We start from the raw sequence: 13,470 nt of genomic DNA on the forward strand, positions 1-13,470 counted from the left end.
CTCCGCCAGCGCTAATTGCATAGGTCGATCAAACTGCGCGGCAGCGCGTTTTTTCAACTTCTTTTCAAGGCCGTTCATGGTCACCCCCCTTACTCGTCCTTGCCCAGCACCAACCCCGAGCCGAGATCGGCACCAGTGATCGGGTTGCTGGCAGGGTCGGACATGGTGCGCAGTTTCATCTGCTCGACGACTTCAAGCTCCGCGGGCGAAAGCTGGACGCTGGCCGTGCCGTCGCCGCCGTCCACGGCGGGTTGCGGATCTTCCACGTACTCCCACTCCGGTCCTTCATTCCATGGGCCACGCACGTTCGGTGCGCCGGACATGTTGAAGTACTTGTTGGTGAATTCGGGCATGCCTGGCAGCTTACCTTGCGGGAAGTTGGGCTGGATGGCGTGGAGGGCTTTTTCGAACGACAGTTGGTGGGCGATCTCGCGGGTCATCAGGAACCCTAGGGCCTCCTTGACGCCGGGATCATCGGTGACGTTCATCAGCCGCTCGTAGACGATCTTGGCACGCGCCTCGGCGGCAATATTCGAGCGGAAATCGGCGGTCGGCTCGCCGATAGTGTCCACATACGCAGCGCTCCACGGCACACCGGCAGAGTTGGTCAGCGGAGCACCCGCACCATAGAGAATGCTGGTGATGTGCGAGTCGTTACCGGCGCCATTGATCGAGCGATAGAGCTCGCCCTCTTCTTCAACTCCTTCTGCCAGACGGCCTTTGGCACCCTTGTTGAGCATGACGATGATTGAGCCGACGACTTCGAGATGACTGAGTTCCTCAGTCGCGATGTCCATCAGCAGATCGTGGCGGCCGGGATCATCCTCGGCCAAGGCTTGGGTGAAATAACGGCTGGCGGCGGCGAGCTCGCCTTGCGCGCCCCCAAATTGTTCAAGCAGAAGATTCGCAAGGCCTGGATTAGGCTGAGCGACGCGCACGGTATATTGCAGACGCTTGTTATGAATGAACATAATCTTTCCTCAGGCTTTATGAACGATGTCATCACTTTGTTCCACTGCGAACGTCAGCAATGCCGTCATTAGCTGGGAGACACGCGGTCAGGTCGAAGTGCGGCCCGAACAACTTGGAAGTTGACGAACGGATAGTCTTCGAAAGTTCAAGCCACTCGCCTAGAGGCCTGCGTGCGCAAACTATTAGCGCGACAGTCCATTCGTCGAGTGACGATGAACATTTGCAGGTGACCGGTCCTCTGTAGAACTTCAACTACCAGCGATCCTTGAAGGAGCACTGTCATGACCAAGGCCATTGAACCCGTTGATAACTTGCTCGACTGGCTTCGCGACGCCCATGCCATGGAGCAGCAGGCTGAGCGGATGCTCAAGGCACAGTCCGAACGGCTTGAGCATTACCCCAAGCTCAAGGCGCGAATCGACAAGCACATCGTCGAGACCGAAGGCCAGCAACGTCGGCTGCAGGAATGTATCGAACGCCTCGGCGGCAGCCCGTCTACGCTCAAGGACATCGCTGGCAAGCTGATGGCCTTCGGGCAGGCGGTGGGCGGCATGACCATGAGCGATGAGGTCGTAAAGGGCGCCATGTCGGGCTATGTGTTTGAAAACGTAGAAATTGCTGCCTATACGGTGCTGGTCGAGGCCGCAAACTACGCCGGCGACGAGTTGACCGCAAAGGCCTGCAGCGCGACCCTGAAAGAAGAAATCGCCATGGCTGAATGGCTCAAGGATCACTTGCCCGAAATCACCCGTGCGTTCCTGGCCAGGGCCGAGGCGCCGGACCTTGAAGCGAAACGATGATGCCGAGGACGGGACCGTGCCGACGCGCGGTTCCGGCTTCCCGCCTCCCGGATTTATTTGTAAGAAAGAATTTCAGGGCAGCCGCGGGGTCTACCGTGAAGGTAAACCGCAAAGGACTGAATGCAATGAGATTCGCCAAGTTTTGCCAGACGCTTTCCGATAAAGCCGGACACCCCCGCACCTTCCAGGTCGCCTTGGGCCTGATCGTTCTGTGGGCCGCCACGGGACCGTATTTTCATTACAACGACACATGGCAGCTGATCATCAATACCTCGACGACCATCGTAACGTTCCTCATGGTCTTCCTGATCCAGAACACCCAGAATCGAGACAACGACATCCTTCACCTCAAGCTTGACGAGCTCATCCGTGCCTCCAAGTCCGCGCAGAACTCGGTGCTGTCGCTGGAGGACTTGGAAAGCAAGCAACTACGGGAAATGCGCAAGGCCTATCGCAAGCTTGGCAATGCCGACAATGAAGACCCCACCCACAAAGTTCCCGACGGCGAGTCTCGCTAAACTACTGTTGCAGCAGTGCTTCCAGGTCCATGGTGAACTGCTGCGCGCGGCCGTGCTCCAGCGCGCCGATACGGTCGAGCTGGAGCAGGTCGGCGATCAATGCGTCTGCAGCCGGCGCGCCGTATTCATCGAATGCGGCGGACTTCATCAACAATACTTCGGTGACCATGTCGGCATCCTCCAGCATGTCGCCCGAGACTTCGCGCGACAATTGCGCGAGCCACTTGCCGATATGAGGGTGCTGTTTGCGCAAGGTCGTCATGGCCTTGCGCTGATGATCATTTAACTCAAGTGGCATGCATTACTCCTGAAACTGTTTTTTGCGAAATCAACCGCTGCCTCGCGCCCCGCGCTCCCAGTCCAGCGTGCGGGCGATCGCTGCGCGGTATGGGGTCTGGATTTGGCGGGGCACCTGCTCGATATAGCGCTTGGCGTGCGCCCGTGTTTCGCCCTGCAGGCTTGCCAGGTAGTCCAGCACGTCCCGCTCGCAGGGGACGCGGCTTTCAAGCTGCTCGAAACGCGGTGGCAAGGCGGTCCAGACCAGCGCATCCAGCCCTTTGGCCAGGGCCCACTGGCACAGCGGTCCGGTGGCGTCAGGACTGACGACCAGCGAACCGACGCCATCGCTGCGGTGATCGGGGATGCCTTCGCGCTCCTTGAGCCTCTGGCAGGCCAGCGCCAGGTCATCCCCTTCCAGCGGTGCCCAGAACACCTGCACCAATGGCGCGTTCACGCAGATGGCGGTGGCCAGTTCGCCGCCGTCGCCGACCCTGCAGAACTCGATCGGCAGTTCAGGTCCATCCTCCCGCCACGGCCCCGACAGTCGAAGCGGTTCTGGTTTCCACAACAACGAACCCCACCCTAGACACCCTATCTTCATGGCACCCTCGCCTGATCTGTGAATGGGAATGACGTGTTTTTTGACGGACAGGCCCAACAGGGGTTCCGTCCGGTCTGTCTAGCGGGTTACGTGCCAACCAAGGCTGATGGAGAGCAGCGTGACGACCGCCTGTCGCACTGATGGCACCTTGGACCAGCCCGCGCAGCCCAATGCATGACTCACCTCACCAAGGAGATTCACCATGAAAAAGATCAGACCCCTACACGTGGCCTTTGCGTTGTGCCTGGGTGCGGCAGCCCCCTTCACTTTCGCTGCCACGGATCCGACCGCGCCTGGCCACAGCAATGAGACCCACAACGGCAGCAGCACCGACACCGGCACCATGAACGGTGACAATCCAGGGACAAGCGGGACTGGCACCGGCAGCGGACCTGGCACCGGCCCTGCGGCGGGCGGTAACGGCACGGGTGCAGGCACGGGCACAGGTGCCGGAACTGGCGCTGGCACTGGCGGCAGCGGCGGTATCGATGGTTCGGGCGGCAGCGGCGGCAATGGCTCTGGCAGTGGTTCCGGCGGTGGCGCAGGCGGTGGTGGCGGCGCGGGTGGCGGCGGCGGTAGCTGATCGGCCGTGAAGACCTATCCACTCCCAGGGGCCAGCCCAGGCTACGCCTCTGGGAGCAGGACGGGTGGAACGCTGGGCAATCACCCGCAGGAGACGCATCATGAAGCGCACGACCCCATTCCCTCTGGCCTTGGCACTCTGCCTGGGCCTTGGCGCCCCGCTGGCCTTTGCCGATACCGACATGACGGGCAGCGGTCATAGCAATACGCCTGAATCCAACCAAGTGCCCGGCAACGCCAATGGGCCTGCCGAAGGCGCCAACGCCGGTGACGGCAGTGGCACCGACACCCGCGCCAATCAGGGCAAGGGTGGTGGTGAAAGCCGCGGCGGCAAAGGCGGCAACGACACGAGCGCCACCGGCGGCGACGGCACCGACCGCTCGCCGGGCAAGGCCATGAATGGCACCGGCACCTCCGGCGAGACCGGCAGCAATGGCCCCAGCGACATGAACGGCGGCGCAGGCGGCGGCTAGCCCCCGATCAGCGCTCGATGGCCAGCGCCACGCCCTGGCCACCGCCGATGCACAAGGTCGCCAGGCCCTTGCGCGCATCGCGCTTGTTCATCTCGTGCAACAAGGTGACCAGTACCCGGCAGCCTGATGCGCCGATCGGATGGCCCAGCGCGATGGCGCCGCCGTTGACGTTCACCCGTTCACGGTCCCAGCCCAGTTCCTCGCCCACGGCCAACGCCTGGGCCGCGAAAGCCTCGTTTGCCTCGACCAGCTCCAGGTCCGCGAATTGCCAACCGGCCTTTTCAAGGCAACGGCGCGTCGCGGCGACCGGGCCGATGCCCATCACTGCCGGATCCACGCCAGCGCTGGCATACGCCTTGATCCGGCCAAGCACTGGCAGGCCCAGCGCCTGAGCCTTGTCGGCGCTCATCAGCAGCACCGCGGCGGCACCGTCGTTGAGGGTCGAGGCATTACCCGCGGTCACGCTGCCATCCGGCCTGAAGGCCGCTCGCAGCTTGCCCAATGCTTCGGCGCTGGTGTCGGCCCGTGGCTGCTCATCGGTATCGAAGATCCGTGGCTCACCCTTTCTTTGCGCGATGCTGATCGGCGTGATCTCGTCCTTGAAGCGTCCGGACTCGATCGCCGCCTGGGCCCGGCGCTGGGACTCGGCCGCATAAGCATCCTGTGCCTGTCGGCTGATACCGTATCGCGCCACCAGGTTTTCGGCGGTGACGCCCATGTGATAGTCGTTGAACGCATCCCACAGGCCGTCGCTGATCATGCTGTCCACCAGCTGCCCATGGCCCATGCGCAAGCCGGTGCGCGCCGCGGGCATGACGTACGGCGCGAGACTCATGTTTTCCTGTCCGCCGGCGATGACCACCTCGGCATCGCCGCAGCGGATCGCCTGGGCACCCAGGTGCACGGCCTTGAGGCCCGAGCCGCACACTTTGCTGACGGTCAGAGCGGGTACCGAGTAAGGCAGGCCAGCCTTGACCGCTGCCTGGCGGGCAGGGTTCTGGCCGGCGCCTGCGGTCAGCACCTGGCCCAGAATCACCTCGTCGACCTCGCCAGGCGCTATCCCGGTCTGCTCAAGCAGGCGCTTGATCACCGCCGCGCCCAGGTCAATGGCCGGGACGTTGGCTAGCGCTCCCTGGAAGCTGCCAATGGCGGTGCGTGTGGCGGCGACGACAACGACATCATTCATGCGGTGTTCTCCCTAGGTGATTTTTGTACCGGCCAGCATCGGCCCAAACCACTGTTTTGAGAAGTTTGTTTTTCTTTGCGATTGATCAGTATTCCAAATAAATCCACGGTGCAGCATCGTCGCAAGGTGTCTGCGATCGAACTCGTCGGCAAACGAGCGGGTCACAGCGTGGAGCCTGCATCAAGGAACTTAACCCTCAAGGAGAACCCCCATGCGCCATTCCCTCGACACGCTGTTCGCCCAGGGCAAACGCCTGAGCCTGGCGGCCGCCCTGCTCGCCTGCATGCCCCTCGCCCATGCCGATGACGTGCTGCTGGTGGGCAACAAGGCGGGCGCCAGTGTCTCCGCCCTTGCCTTGTCCAGTGGCAAGGAGCTGCTCAAGCTGCCGGTCGGCACGGGTCCCCATGAAGTCATTGTGTCGGGCAACGGCACGCTGGCGGTGGTGGGCAACTATGGCGCGCAAGGCCAGGCCAACAACAGCCTGAGCGTGATCGACTGGCCAACGCGCCAGGTGGTGCGCACCATCGACCTTGGCAAGGACTCGCGCCCGCATGGCATTCGCTTCCTGCCGGATGACCAGCGCATCGTGGTCACCACCGAGGACAGCGAACGCCTGCTGGTGGTCGACCTGGTTCAGGGCAAGGTGCTCGAGCGTATCGAGGTGGGTGGCGGCAAGCCGCACATGGTTGCCCTGTCGCCCACCGCCGATCGCGCCTACGTCACGCATGTCGACGGCGGCAGCCTCTCGGTGGTGGACCTGGTGCGGAACCGCAAGATTGCCTCCATCCCCACCGGTAACAGCACCGAAGGCATCGCCGTCAACAAGGCTGGCACCCAGGTCTGGGTGAGCAACCGTGAAGACAACGAAGTGGCTATCGTCGATGCCAAGCGGCTGGAGGTGACCGACCGCATCAAGACCGGCCAGTTTCCGATCCGCATCGTCATGACCCCGGATGGCAAGTATGCACTGGTCAGTTGTGCCAAGTCGGCCGAGCTTGCGGTCATCGACGTGGCAGGCAAGCGTGAGATCAAGCGCATCAGCCTCGCCCGCGAAGGCGCCCAGTACCGCCGCACGCTGCTGGGCGCCGAAGCGCTGCCGATTGGCGCGGTGGTTTCGCCCGATGGCAAGCGGGCCTTTGTCGCGATCAGCGGCGGTGATGAGATCGCCGTGATCGATACCGCCAACTGGACGGTCAAGGACCGTTGGCAGGCCGGGCCTGAACCGGATGCGCTGGCGATCGTGAAGGACGGCGCGAAGGATCCGAGTTAGGGACTGGTACAGTTGCTCCCACAGGGCCCGGCTATGCCGGGCCGGGGCTGTGATTACCTCGGTAGAAGACAGTTGCTCCCATGGGCACAGCGCTGCTCCTGTGGGCGGCGCGGTACCTGTGGGAGCTGGCTTGCCAGCGAAAGGGGCAGTGCTGACAGCACAGGGCACAGGGCACTGGGTTCTGGCCAGAATGGCCACCGCTCCTGACAAATGGCAAGCGCGACGCAATCAGTCGCGATAGTTGTACATCATCACTAAGTTGTAATGCTTTTGTAGAACTTTCCTCATACCCCCTCGGTCCGAGCTTCCGAACTTTGATACGGAAACCCCATGACCGACGCTCCCCTTCGCGTCGCTGAAATCGGCCCCGGCCCAGCGTCGCTCTATCCGCAAGCAACCCACTTCTCCGACCTCGCTGCCCTGCTCCACACCACGCCTTTCGATGCCGTGGTCCTGCGCGCCTCGCTCGAGGACAACCGCCGGATGCTGCGTGAGCTGCGCGCCACGCCCAGCTACCGACTCGCGCCGCTGTTCTGCGAGACCAGCGACGACGCAGTGGTCTCGGCCCTGTCCGATGGCCCGGCACCGAGCACCTCTGCCCAATTGCAAACGCACTGCCAGACCTGGCGCGAGCGCATGGCGGTGTTCAACAACGGCCGCCCGCCAGAAGGCATCGAGGCACAGGTGCTCGCCTACCTCTGGCTGCGCACACCCGGGAAATTGAACGTGCTGCGCGCGGTGGACAGCGCGCAGCTCTACAGCTATCCGCTGGTGGACTGCCTGGGTGGCGACACCGTCAACGGCCAGGCCCTGGTGCGCAACCTGGTGCAGCGCAACCTGCTCGACAGCACCGCCCTGGTCGACCGCATCCGCCTGTGCCGGCGGTGTGGCAGCGGTCATCTGAACTATGTCGATGTCTGCGTGGAGTGCACCTCGCTGGACATCCAGCGCCAGGCCTCGCTGCACTGTTTCACCTGCGGCCACATCGGCCGCCAGACAGAGTTTCTCAAGGATGGCGTCCTGGTCTGCCCCAACTGCGTGACGCGCCTGCGCCACATCGGCACCGACTACGACCGCCCGCTGGAGAACTACAACTGCAACGACTGCCAGGCGTTCTTCGTCGACGCTGACGTCGAAGCGCGTTGCCTGGACTGCGGCGAGCGCCACCAGCCCGATGAGCTGCAGGTGCGCGAGATGCGCGACTACCAGCTGTCCGAGACCGGATTGCTGACCGCACGCCAGGGCCTGGAGCGCAACACCGATCATTACTTCGGCGGGCTGGCGATGGTTGGCGCCAACACCTTCAAGACCCTGCTCGACTGGCAGCTGGAACTGATCGAGCGGCACCAGGCGCCAAGCTTCGCGCTGCTCGGCATGCGCTTCGCCAACCTCGGCGTGACCCTGGCGCGCCTGGGGCCGCAGCGCGGGCATGCGCTGCTGGACGCGTTGATCGAGCGCATCCAGGTGGCGATTCGCGATACCGACCGCTGCACGCGCACCAGCGAAGACCAGCTCTGGGTGCTGCTGATGTACACCGACCAGGCGGGGATGGCGCGGGTCACCGAGCGCCTCAACCAGATCGGCGAGCTCTTCGTCGGCCAGGACCTGCAGGATATACGCCTGCACACCGCAGGCTGCGTGGCGCCGGCCGAACTGCTGGAGAAGGAAAGCGCCGAACTGCTGATGGCACGCCTGGCGGGGGAGCTTGGATGAACGCCCTGCTCGATCACTGGCAGGCATGGCTCGCGGAGATCGCCGGCCCGAACGGGCACTGGCAACTGTTCATGATGGTGTTCCCGTACTTCCTGCTGCTGGAGGTGCCGCTGAACCTGCTGGTGCTGCTGGGCACGCTGCGCTGGTTCGTGCGCAAACGCAGCACGGTCCCCGTGCACAGTCCTTGGCGCCCACGGGTGTCGATCATCATCACCTGCTACAGCGAGGGCAAGGACGTCGAGCTGACCCTGCGCAGCCTGGCCGAGCAGACCTACCCCGGGGTGATCGAAATCATCCCGGTCGTCGATGGCGCCAGCGTCAACCACGAAACCACCGAGGTGGTGCGCCGCTTCAAGGCGCGTCAGCAGCTGCCGGCCAACCGGCTGCTGCGGCCGATCGCCAAGTGGCAGCGCGGCGGACGGGTGTCGTCGCTGAACACCGGCCTTTCGTTCAGCACCGGCGAGATCCTGATCAACGTCGATGGCGATACCTCGTTCGACAACGACATGGTGGTGCGCATGGTGCGCCACTTCCGCGACCCCAAGGTGCCGGCGGTGGCCGGCAGCCTGCGGGTGCGCAACGCACGCCAGTCGTGGGTGGCGCGGATTCAGGCGCTGGAGTACCTGCTGTCGATCCACATGAGCAAGATCGGCCTGGCCGAGTGGAACCTGGTGAACAACGTGTCGGGAGCCTTCGGGGCGTTCCGCCGCAGCTTCCTGGAACAGATCGGCGGCTGGGACACCCACACCGCCGAAGACCTCGACCTGACCCTGCGGATCAAGAGCTACTTCCGGCGGTACGGCCTGCGCATCCCGTTCGAGCCCCGCGCCATCGGCCACACCGATGCGCCCTCGACCCTGCGCGGGTTCCTCGACCAGCGCCTGCGCTGGGACGGTGACCTGTTCTTCGTCTACCTGCGCAAGCACCGGCACACGTTCAACCCGCGCCTGGTCGGGTGGCCAAACTTCCTGATGCTGCTGGTGGGCGGGCTGTTCTTCCAGCTGGTGCTGCCCTTCATCATTGTCGGCTACAGCCTGGTGGCGGTCATCGTGCTGCCGTTCACGGCGTTCGTGTTCTATTCGCTGCTGATCTACGCCCTGTACCTGGCGCTGAGCACCCTGCTCTACCTGGGACTGATGCTGATGGTTAGCGAGCGCCCGCGCCAGGACCTGCGCCTGGCCTGGATCCTGCCGTTCTATCCCTTTGCGATGTACGCCCTGCGCTGCTGGAGCGTCGTCGCCACCCTCAATGAAACCCTGCGCCGCGGCCATGAAGAGTCGAGCATGGCGCCCTGGTGGGTTCTGAAACGAGCCAATCGGTTCTAAGGCTGCCTGACTGCATGACTGCGAAACAACTATTACGGACCCTGCTGCCCGCGCTGTGCTGCACGCCCTGGCTGGCGTGCGCCACACCGCTGACGCTGGAGCAGGCGTTGCACCAGGCGGGCGATGGCCACGCCGTGCACGCCGCCAATGCCGAGCTGCAAGCGCGCTACGCGGCGCGCGATCAACGCAAATCGGAAGCCAACTGGGAGATGTTCGGCAACGCCAATGTCGGCCGCTACCACGAACTGGTGACCGAAGACCTGCGTAACGACTACTACGGACGCAGCTTCGCGGTCGGCCTGCGCTATCCCTTGCTGGGCAGCCTGCGCAGGCGCCTGGACGCGGTCAGCGACAGCGACCGGGACGTGCGCCTGGCCACCATCGAGCAGGACTTCCGCCGTGCCCAGCAACGCCTGGCCGTGCGCAGCGCCTACGCCGACTGGTGGCGGGCGGTCGAGGAACAGCATGTATGCCAGGGCGCGGCGCAAGCCGCCCAGCGTGCCGACACGCAGGTCCAGGAGCGCCTGGACGCCAAGTGGATTCTGCCTTCTGACGCGCAACTGATGCGCAACGAATGGCAGACCGTGGTGCGGCGTTGCGCGTTGCAGGACGACGTGCTGACCGACGTCCGCGCCAGCCTGCAAAGCCTCGGTGTTCGCGTGGGCGCCGATGACACACCGCAGGCCACACCGCTGGCCAGCCATCCACAACCGCTCGATGCCTGGCGCACGCAACTGGACAGCAACCCGCGCATCGCTGGCCGCGACGCGCAGCTGGCCGCGGCCGAAAGCCGTCGCCAGCAACCGTGGTACAGCGCCATCGAGTCCTACTTCAACGTCGCCCAGACCCTGGAGCAGCGCAGTGGCGCGCCGGACGACGGCCATGGTCTGAGCGTGGGCATCACCCTCTCGGCGCCAGTGGACCTGCTCGACTACGGCTCGGCGCGCAACCGCGAAGGCGAGGCGCGCTACCAGGCGGCCGTGCGCGCCCGCGAGCAGGAGCAAGGTGACGTGCTGCGCGAGCTGGGCAAGGTGATCGAGCAGCAGCGCCGGGGCATCAATGAATACCAGCGCCTGAGCGAGCGCCGCGACGCCCTGCAGCAGTTGCTCAGCGAGCGGCGCCAGCGGGGCGAACTCGATGCCGGCGAGGCCAGCCTGCGCCTGTTGCAGGCCGAGGTTGACGGCTACAACGCAGGTTTCGGGCAAATCTCCGCATGGCACGGGGCCTGGTTGCAGGACGCCGTCTTGCGCCTGTTCGGGGATGACAGCCCGGCCTTCGACGCCCTGCTGGGCAGCGCCCGCCTGAGCTGGCAGAACTCAGCCAGCCAGGGGAGCCGTGGCAGCGAGGCGAATCAGCAGGCCTGGAGCCAGGGCGTGTACCTCTGGGATAGCACCGCATTGCTCGATCAGCGCCAGCAACCCGCTGAGCTGGCCGCGCTGCGTCAGGCTGGCATGAACCGGATCCACCTGGGCCTGACTGGCGTGCAACTGGCCGATACCCAGACCATCCCGGCCCTGCTCGGGTTGCTTCAGGAGGCTCACCGTCAGGGACTTCAAGTCAACCTGCTGCTGGGTGACCCCAGCTGGATCAAGCCCAGCCAGCGCCATGGGCTGATCGCGACGATCCAGCAACTGCGCGCGCTGCCCTTCGATGGTCTGCACCTGGACCTGGAAGTGGAGCAGCTCGGCTGGCCGGTGCCCGACCTGCGCCTGCGCGACTGGCTCGAGACCGTGCGCCAGGCCAAGGCCGCCAGCCCGTGGCCTGTGCAGTTGTCGAGCCACCCGCGCTGGTTCGCCGAAGAAGCCCGGCGCGACCCGTGCGTGCCGTGCGAGCTTGAAAAGATCGGCGTGAGCGACATCAGCCTGATGATCTACACCCGCAACCCTCAGCGCAGCAGCGACAAGGCCCTGGCGATCGCCAGACAGTGGCCCGGCCTGCACCTGCGCCTTGCGCAGAGCATCGAGCGCGACCAGCCCAGCGACCTCAGCTGGCACGGCACCGATGCCGCGCAACTGCGCCAGCAGCATACCGACTGGCGTGACGCCCTGCTGCCTGCCGGCGTGGGCGGCATTGACTGGCAATCCTGGACCGATTTCCCGAGAGCCCGATGAAAATACATTTTCGCAGCCCCAAAGAACAAAACCCCACCCAGGACAACGGCATGCAGGTGCTCTACGCACCCGGCAAGCGCCTGGCCTTCCGTCTGCGCTGGTACCTGATCCTGTTCCTGATCCTGCTGCCGGCGCTCTGGCTGGCCGCGCGCTATGGCCTGGACATGGTCAGGGTCGAAGCGCCTGCGTTGGTGCGCCTGCCGACCCTGGAGGTGCGCGCGATGCAGCCAGGCCAGGTGTCGGCCTTGCACGTGCAGGTCGGCGACCATGTCCAGCCCGGTGCACCGCTGGTCGATCTGGACAACCCGCAACTGCGCCTGCGCCTGGCATTGCTGCAAGGCAATCTGGCGCCTGCCGGCCCGGCGCCGGTCGCGGTGGTCGAGCGTAACCGCCAGGTGCTGCAGCAACTGGTGCAGCGTGCCGGGCAGCGGGTTCGGGATGTCGGCAAGCTGGTGGCCCAGGGCGCCGCGACCCGCGGTGAGCTGCTGGAGGCGCAAAACGCCCTGGACAGCCGCGAGTCCGAGCGCCTGGCTTTCGAGCGCAGCGTGGCCGGCGGCGCCGTCGCCGGTGACGACGCGCGCTACCAGCGCCAGCAGCAGCTTGAGGCACGCTGGCTCGACGGCCAGCTCAGCCACATGAACAGCACCGCACCGGAAAGCGGACGCGTGGCCGAGGTGGTCACCGCACCGGGCGAGAACGTGGGGCCCGGCACCCTGCTGCTACGCCTTGAACGCACGGGCCCCGCGCAGCTATGGGTGTACCTGGACCCCAAGGATGTCGCCCACTCGGCGATCGGCTCGCGCCTGGACGTGCGCCTGCCTGACGGCAGCTCGATGGGCGCAACGGTGATCAATCCCGCCGAGAGCGCCAATCCCCTGCCGGGCGACCTGCGCAAGCCCTTCAGCAGCCCGAGCCGCGGCCTGATGGTGCTGGCGCGCTTCGACGAACCACTGGCCGACCAGTGGCGGGTCGACTCGCTGCCGGTGCGGGTGCGTTTCCCGCATCACTGGAACCTGTTCAGCGCACGCTCCTGACCGGTCACACACCGGCCTGTTGATGGCGCCACTCCTGCGTGTGCCCACCATAGCCGTACGCCGCGGCGCGGGCGTCGATCAGGTGCACGTAGGAGGTTTCATGCAGGCCCGGCCTTAATGCGGACAGGGCCTGAAAAACCTCCTTGATGAAGCGCGCCTTCTCGGCCTTGGTATTGGTTTCATCGGTGATGCTGATGTCCAGGTGGAAGGCGCTCCCGCCCACTTCCGACAGCGGCTGGCCACCGATGAACCAGTCCTCGTCAGCGATGTACTGGAGCGTGGTCGCCATGACCTCGGGCAGCTTGCCCAGCACCTGTTCCGTCAGTTGGTTGACCGTCGCGACAGCCTGCCGGCTCAGGTCGGCGTCGCGCGGACCAGACAGTTGAAGAACGATATGCGGCATCTCGATGACTCCTCTGCGGGTTAGGGATGACGCGATTGTCGGTGCCCCCTATGAATCGGAAAAGCGGGAAGATATGATCTCATCCATCGTTATAGCGGATGGATCGTCATGCGTGGATTCGACCTCGAGCAGCTCAGAACCCTTGTCGCCGCGGTGGACGCCGGGAGTCTCTCGGCGGCAGTGCCCGTGCGCAACCTCTCGCA

Annotated in this window: 14 protein-coding genes; 9 read left to right on the forward strand and 5 right to left on the reverse strand. The window is 64.8% G+C overall.

The window, feature by feature from the left end:
• Positions 1-89: 89 nt before the first annotated feature.
• Entirely contained in the window at positions 90-971 is an 882-nt protein-coding gene (locus VJS90_RS06010) for a manganese catalase family protein (protein ID WP_324120025.1), read from the reverse strand.
• 282 nt (positions 972-1,253) lie between these two features.
• On the opposite strand from VJS90_RS06010, the gene VJS90_RS06015 reads away from it, so the two are divergent.
• Together VJS90_RS06015 and VJS90_RS06020 are read left to right on the forward strand one after the other, a co-directional pair.
• The gene (locus VJS90_RS06015; RefSeq protein ID WP_324120027.1) at positions 1,254-1,772 is read left to right on the forward strand and encodes a ferritin-like domain-containing protein; all 519 of its coding nucleotides are present in this window, start codon (positions 1,254-1,256) and stop codon (positions 1,770-1,772) included.
• 125 nt (positions 1,773-1,897) lie between these two features.
• The gene (locus VJS90_RS06020) at positions 1,898-2,290 is read left to right on the forward strand and encodes a low affinity iron permease family protein (RefSeq protein ID WP_324120029.1); all 393 of its coding nucleotides are present in this window, start codon (positions 1,898-1,900) and stop codon (positions 2,288-2,290) included.
• A 1-nt stretch (position 2,291) separates the two neighbouring features.
• On the opposite strand, the gene VJS90_RS06025 is transcribed toward VJS90_RS06020, so the two are convergent.
• Positions 2,292-2,588: a hypothetical protein gene (locus VJS90_RS06025; RefSeq protein WP_324120031.1), complete on the reverse strand. Its 297-nt coding sequence runs from the start codon at positions 2,586-2,588 to the stop codon at positions 2,292-2,294.
• A 30-nt stretch (positions 2,589-2,618) separates the two neighbouring features.
• Positions 2,619-3,140: a hypothetical protein gene (locus VJS90_RS06030; protein ID WP_324120033.1), complete on the reverse strand. Its 522-nt coding sequence runs from the start codon at positions 3,138-3,140 to the stop codon at positions 2,619-2,621.
• Positions 3,141-3,372: 232 nt separating this feature from the next.
• Here VJS90_RS06030 and VJS90_RS06035 point away from each other — a divergent pair, with 232 nt between their 5' ends.
• Both VJS90_RS06035 and VJS90_RS06040 read left to right on the forward strand, forming a co-directional pair.
• On the forward strand, positions 3,373-3,753 hold the full coding sequence (locus VJS90_RS06035) for a hypothetical protein (protein WP_324120035.1): 381 nt from the start codon (positions 3,373-3,375) through the stop codon (positions 3,751-3,753).
• Between the two features lie 100 nt (positions 3,754-3,853).
• Positions 3,854-4,225: a hypothetical protein gene (locus tag VJS90_RS06040; RefSeq protein WP_324120037.1), complete on the forward strand. Its 372-nt coding sequence runs from the start codon at positions 3,854-3,856 to the stop codon at positions 4,223-4,225.
• Positions 4,226-4,232: 7 nt separating this feature from the next.
• Here VJS90_RS06040 and VJS90_RS06045 read toward each other — a convergent pair whose 3' ends face one another.
• On the reverse strand, positions 4,233-5,411 hold the full coding sequence (locus tag VJS90_RS06045) for an acetyl-CoA C-acetyltransferase (protein WP_324120039.1): 1,179 nt from the start codon (positions 5,409-5,411) through the stop codon (positions 4,233-4,235).
• Positions 5,412-5,622: 211 nt separating this feature from the next.
• On the opposite strand from VJS90_RS06045, the gene VJS90_RS06050 reads away from it, so the two are divergent.
• The 5 genes from VJS90_RS06050 (at position 5,623) to VJS90_RS06070 (ending at position 12,864) form a co-directional block, all read left to right on the forward strand.
• Positions 5,623-6,681, forward strand: a complete 1,059-nt coding sequence (locus tag VJS90_RS06050; protein ID WP_324120041.1) for a cytochrome D1 domain-containing protein — start codon at positions 5,623-5,625, stop codon at positions 6,679-6,681.
• 330 nt (positions 6,682-7,011) lie between these two features.
• Positions 7,012-8,394: a diguanylate cyclase domain-containing protein gene (locus VJS90_RS06055; protein WP_324120043.1), complete on the forward strand. Its 1,383-nt coding sequence runs from the start codon at positions 7,012-7,014 to the stop codon at positions 8,392-8,394.
• Positions 8,391-9,719, forward strand: coding sequence for a glycosyltransferase (locus tag VJS90_RS06060; RefSeq protein WP_324120045.1), 1,329 nt, complete (start codon positions 8,391-8,393; stop codon positions 9,717-9,719). Before VJS90_RS06055 ends, VJS90_RS06060 begins: the two co-directional genes overlap by 4 nt.
• Before the next feature lie 14 nt (positions 9,720-9,733).
• A complete protein-coding gene (locus VJS90_RS06065; protein WP_324120047.1) occupies positions 9,734-11,830 on the forward strand; it encodes a hypothetical protein in 2,097 nt (698 codons plus the stop codon).
• The gene (locus VJS90_RS06070) at positions 11,827-12,864 is read left to right on the forward strand and encodes an HlyD family secretion protein (protein ID WP_324120049.1); all 1,038 of its coding nucleotides are present in this window, start codon (positions 11,827-11,829) and stop codon (positions 12,862-12,864) included. Before VJS90_RS06065 ends, VJS90_RS06070 begins: the two co-directional genes overlap by 4 nt.
• Positions 12,865-12,868: 4 nt before the next feature.
• Here VJS90_RS06070 and VJS90_RS06075 read toward each other — a convergent pair whose 3' ends face one another.
• Positions 12,869-13,267 carry a 4-oxalocrotonate tautomerase gene (locus VJS90_RS06075; RefSeq protein ID WP_324120051.1) on the reverse strand — a complete coding sequence of 133 codons (399 nt, stop codon included), beginning with the start codon at positions 13,265-13,267 and terminating at the stop codon, positions 12,869-12,871.
• Positions 13,268-13,470 lie beyond the last annotated feature (203 nt).

This window comes from Pseudomonas sp. (assembly GCF_035277045.1).
In the GTDB taxonomy this organism is placed as follows: domain Bacteria; phylum Pseudomonadota; class Gammaproteobacteria; order Pseudomonadales; family Pseudomonadaceae; genus Aquipseudomonas.

What these genes read in the sequence shown, in the direction of transcription:
- VJS90_RS06055 (WP_324120043.1), top strand. Translation starts at nt 7,012, where the DNA reads ATGACCGACGCTCCCCTTCGCGTCGCTGAAATCGGCCCCGGCCCAGCG.
- VJS90_RS06020 (WP_324120029.1), top strand. Translation starts at nt 1,898, where the DNA reads ATGAGATTCGCCAAGTTTTGCCAGACGCTTTCCGATAAAGCCGGACAC.
- VJS90_RS06070 (WP_324120049.1), top strand. Translation starts at nt 11,827, where the DNA reads ATGAAAATACATTTTCGCAGCCCCAAAGAACAAAACCCCACCCAGGAC.
- VJS90_RS06050 (WP_324120041.1), top strand. Translation starts at nt 5,623, where the DNA reads ATGCGCCATTCCCTCGACACGCTGTTCGCCCAGGGCAAACGCCTGAGC.
- VJS90_RS06045 (WP_324120039.1), bottom strand. Translation starts at nt 5,411, where the DNA reads ATGAATGATGTCGTTGTCGTCGCCGCCACACGCACCGCCATTGGCAGC.
- VJS90_RS06025 (WP_324120031.1), bottom strand. Translation starts at nt 2,588, where the DNA reads ATGCCACTTGAGTTAAATGATCATCAGCGCAAGGCCATGACGACCTTG.
- VJS90_RS06015 (WP_324120027.1), top strand. Translation starts at nt 1,254, where the DNA reads ATGACCAAGGCCATTGAACCCGTTGATAACTTGCTCGACTGGCTTCGC.
- VJS90_RS06035 (WP_324120035.1), top strand. Translation starts at nt 3,373, where the DNA reads ATGAAAAAGATCAGACCCCTACACGTGGCCTTTGCGTTGTGCCTGGGT.
- VJS90_RS06010 (WP_324120025.1), bottom strand. Translation starts at nt 971, where the DNA reads ATGTTCATTCATAACAAGCGTCTGCAATATACCGTGCGCGTCGCTCAG.
- VJS90_RS06060 (WP_324120045.1), top strand. Translation starts at nt 8,391, where the DNA reads ATGAACGCCCTGCTCGATCACTGGCAGGCATGGCTCGCGGAGATCGCC.
- VJS90_RS06065 (WP_324120047.1), top strand. Translation starts at nt 9,734, where the DNA reads ATGACTGCGAAACAACTATTACGGACCCTGCTGCCCGCGCTGTGCTGC.
- VJS90_RS06075 (WP_324120051.1), bottom strand. Translation starts at nt 13,267, where the DNA reads ATGCCGCATATCGTTCTTCAACTGTCTGGTCCGCGCGACGCCGACCTG.
- VJS90_RS06040 (WP_324120037.1), top strand. Translation starts at nt 3,854, where the DNA reads ATGAAGCGCACGACCCCATTCCCTCTGGCCTTGGCACTCTGCCTGGGC.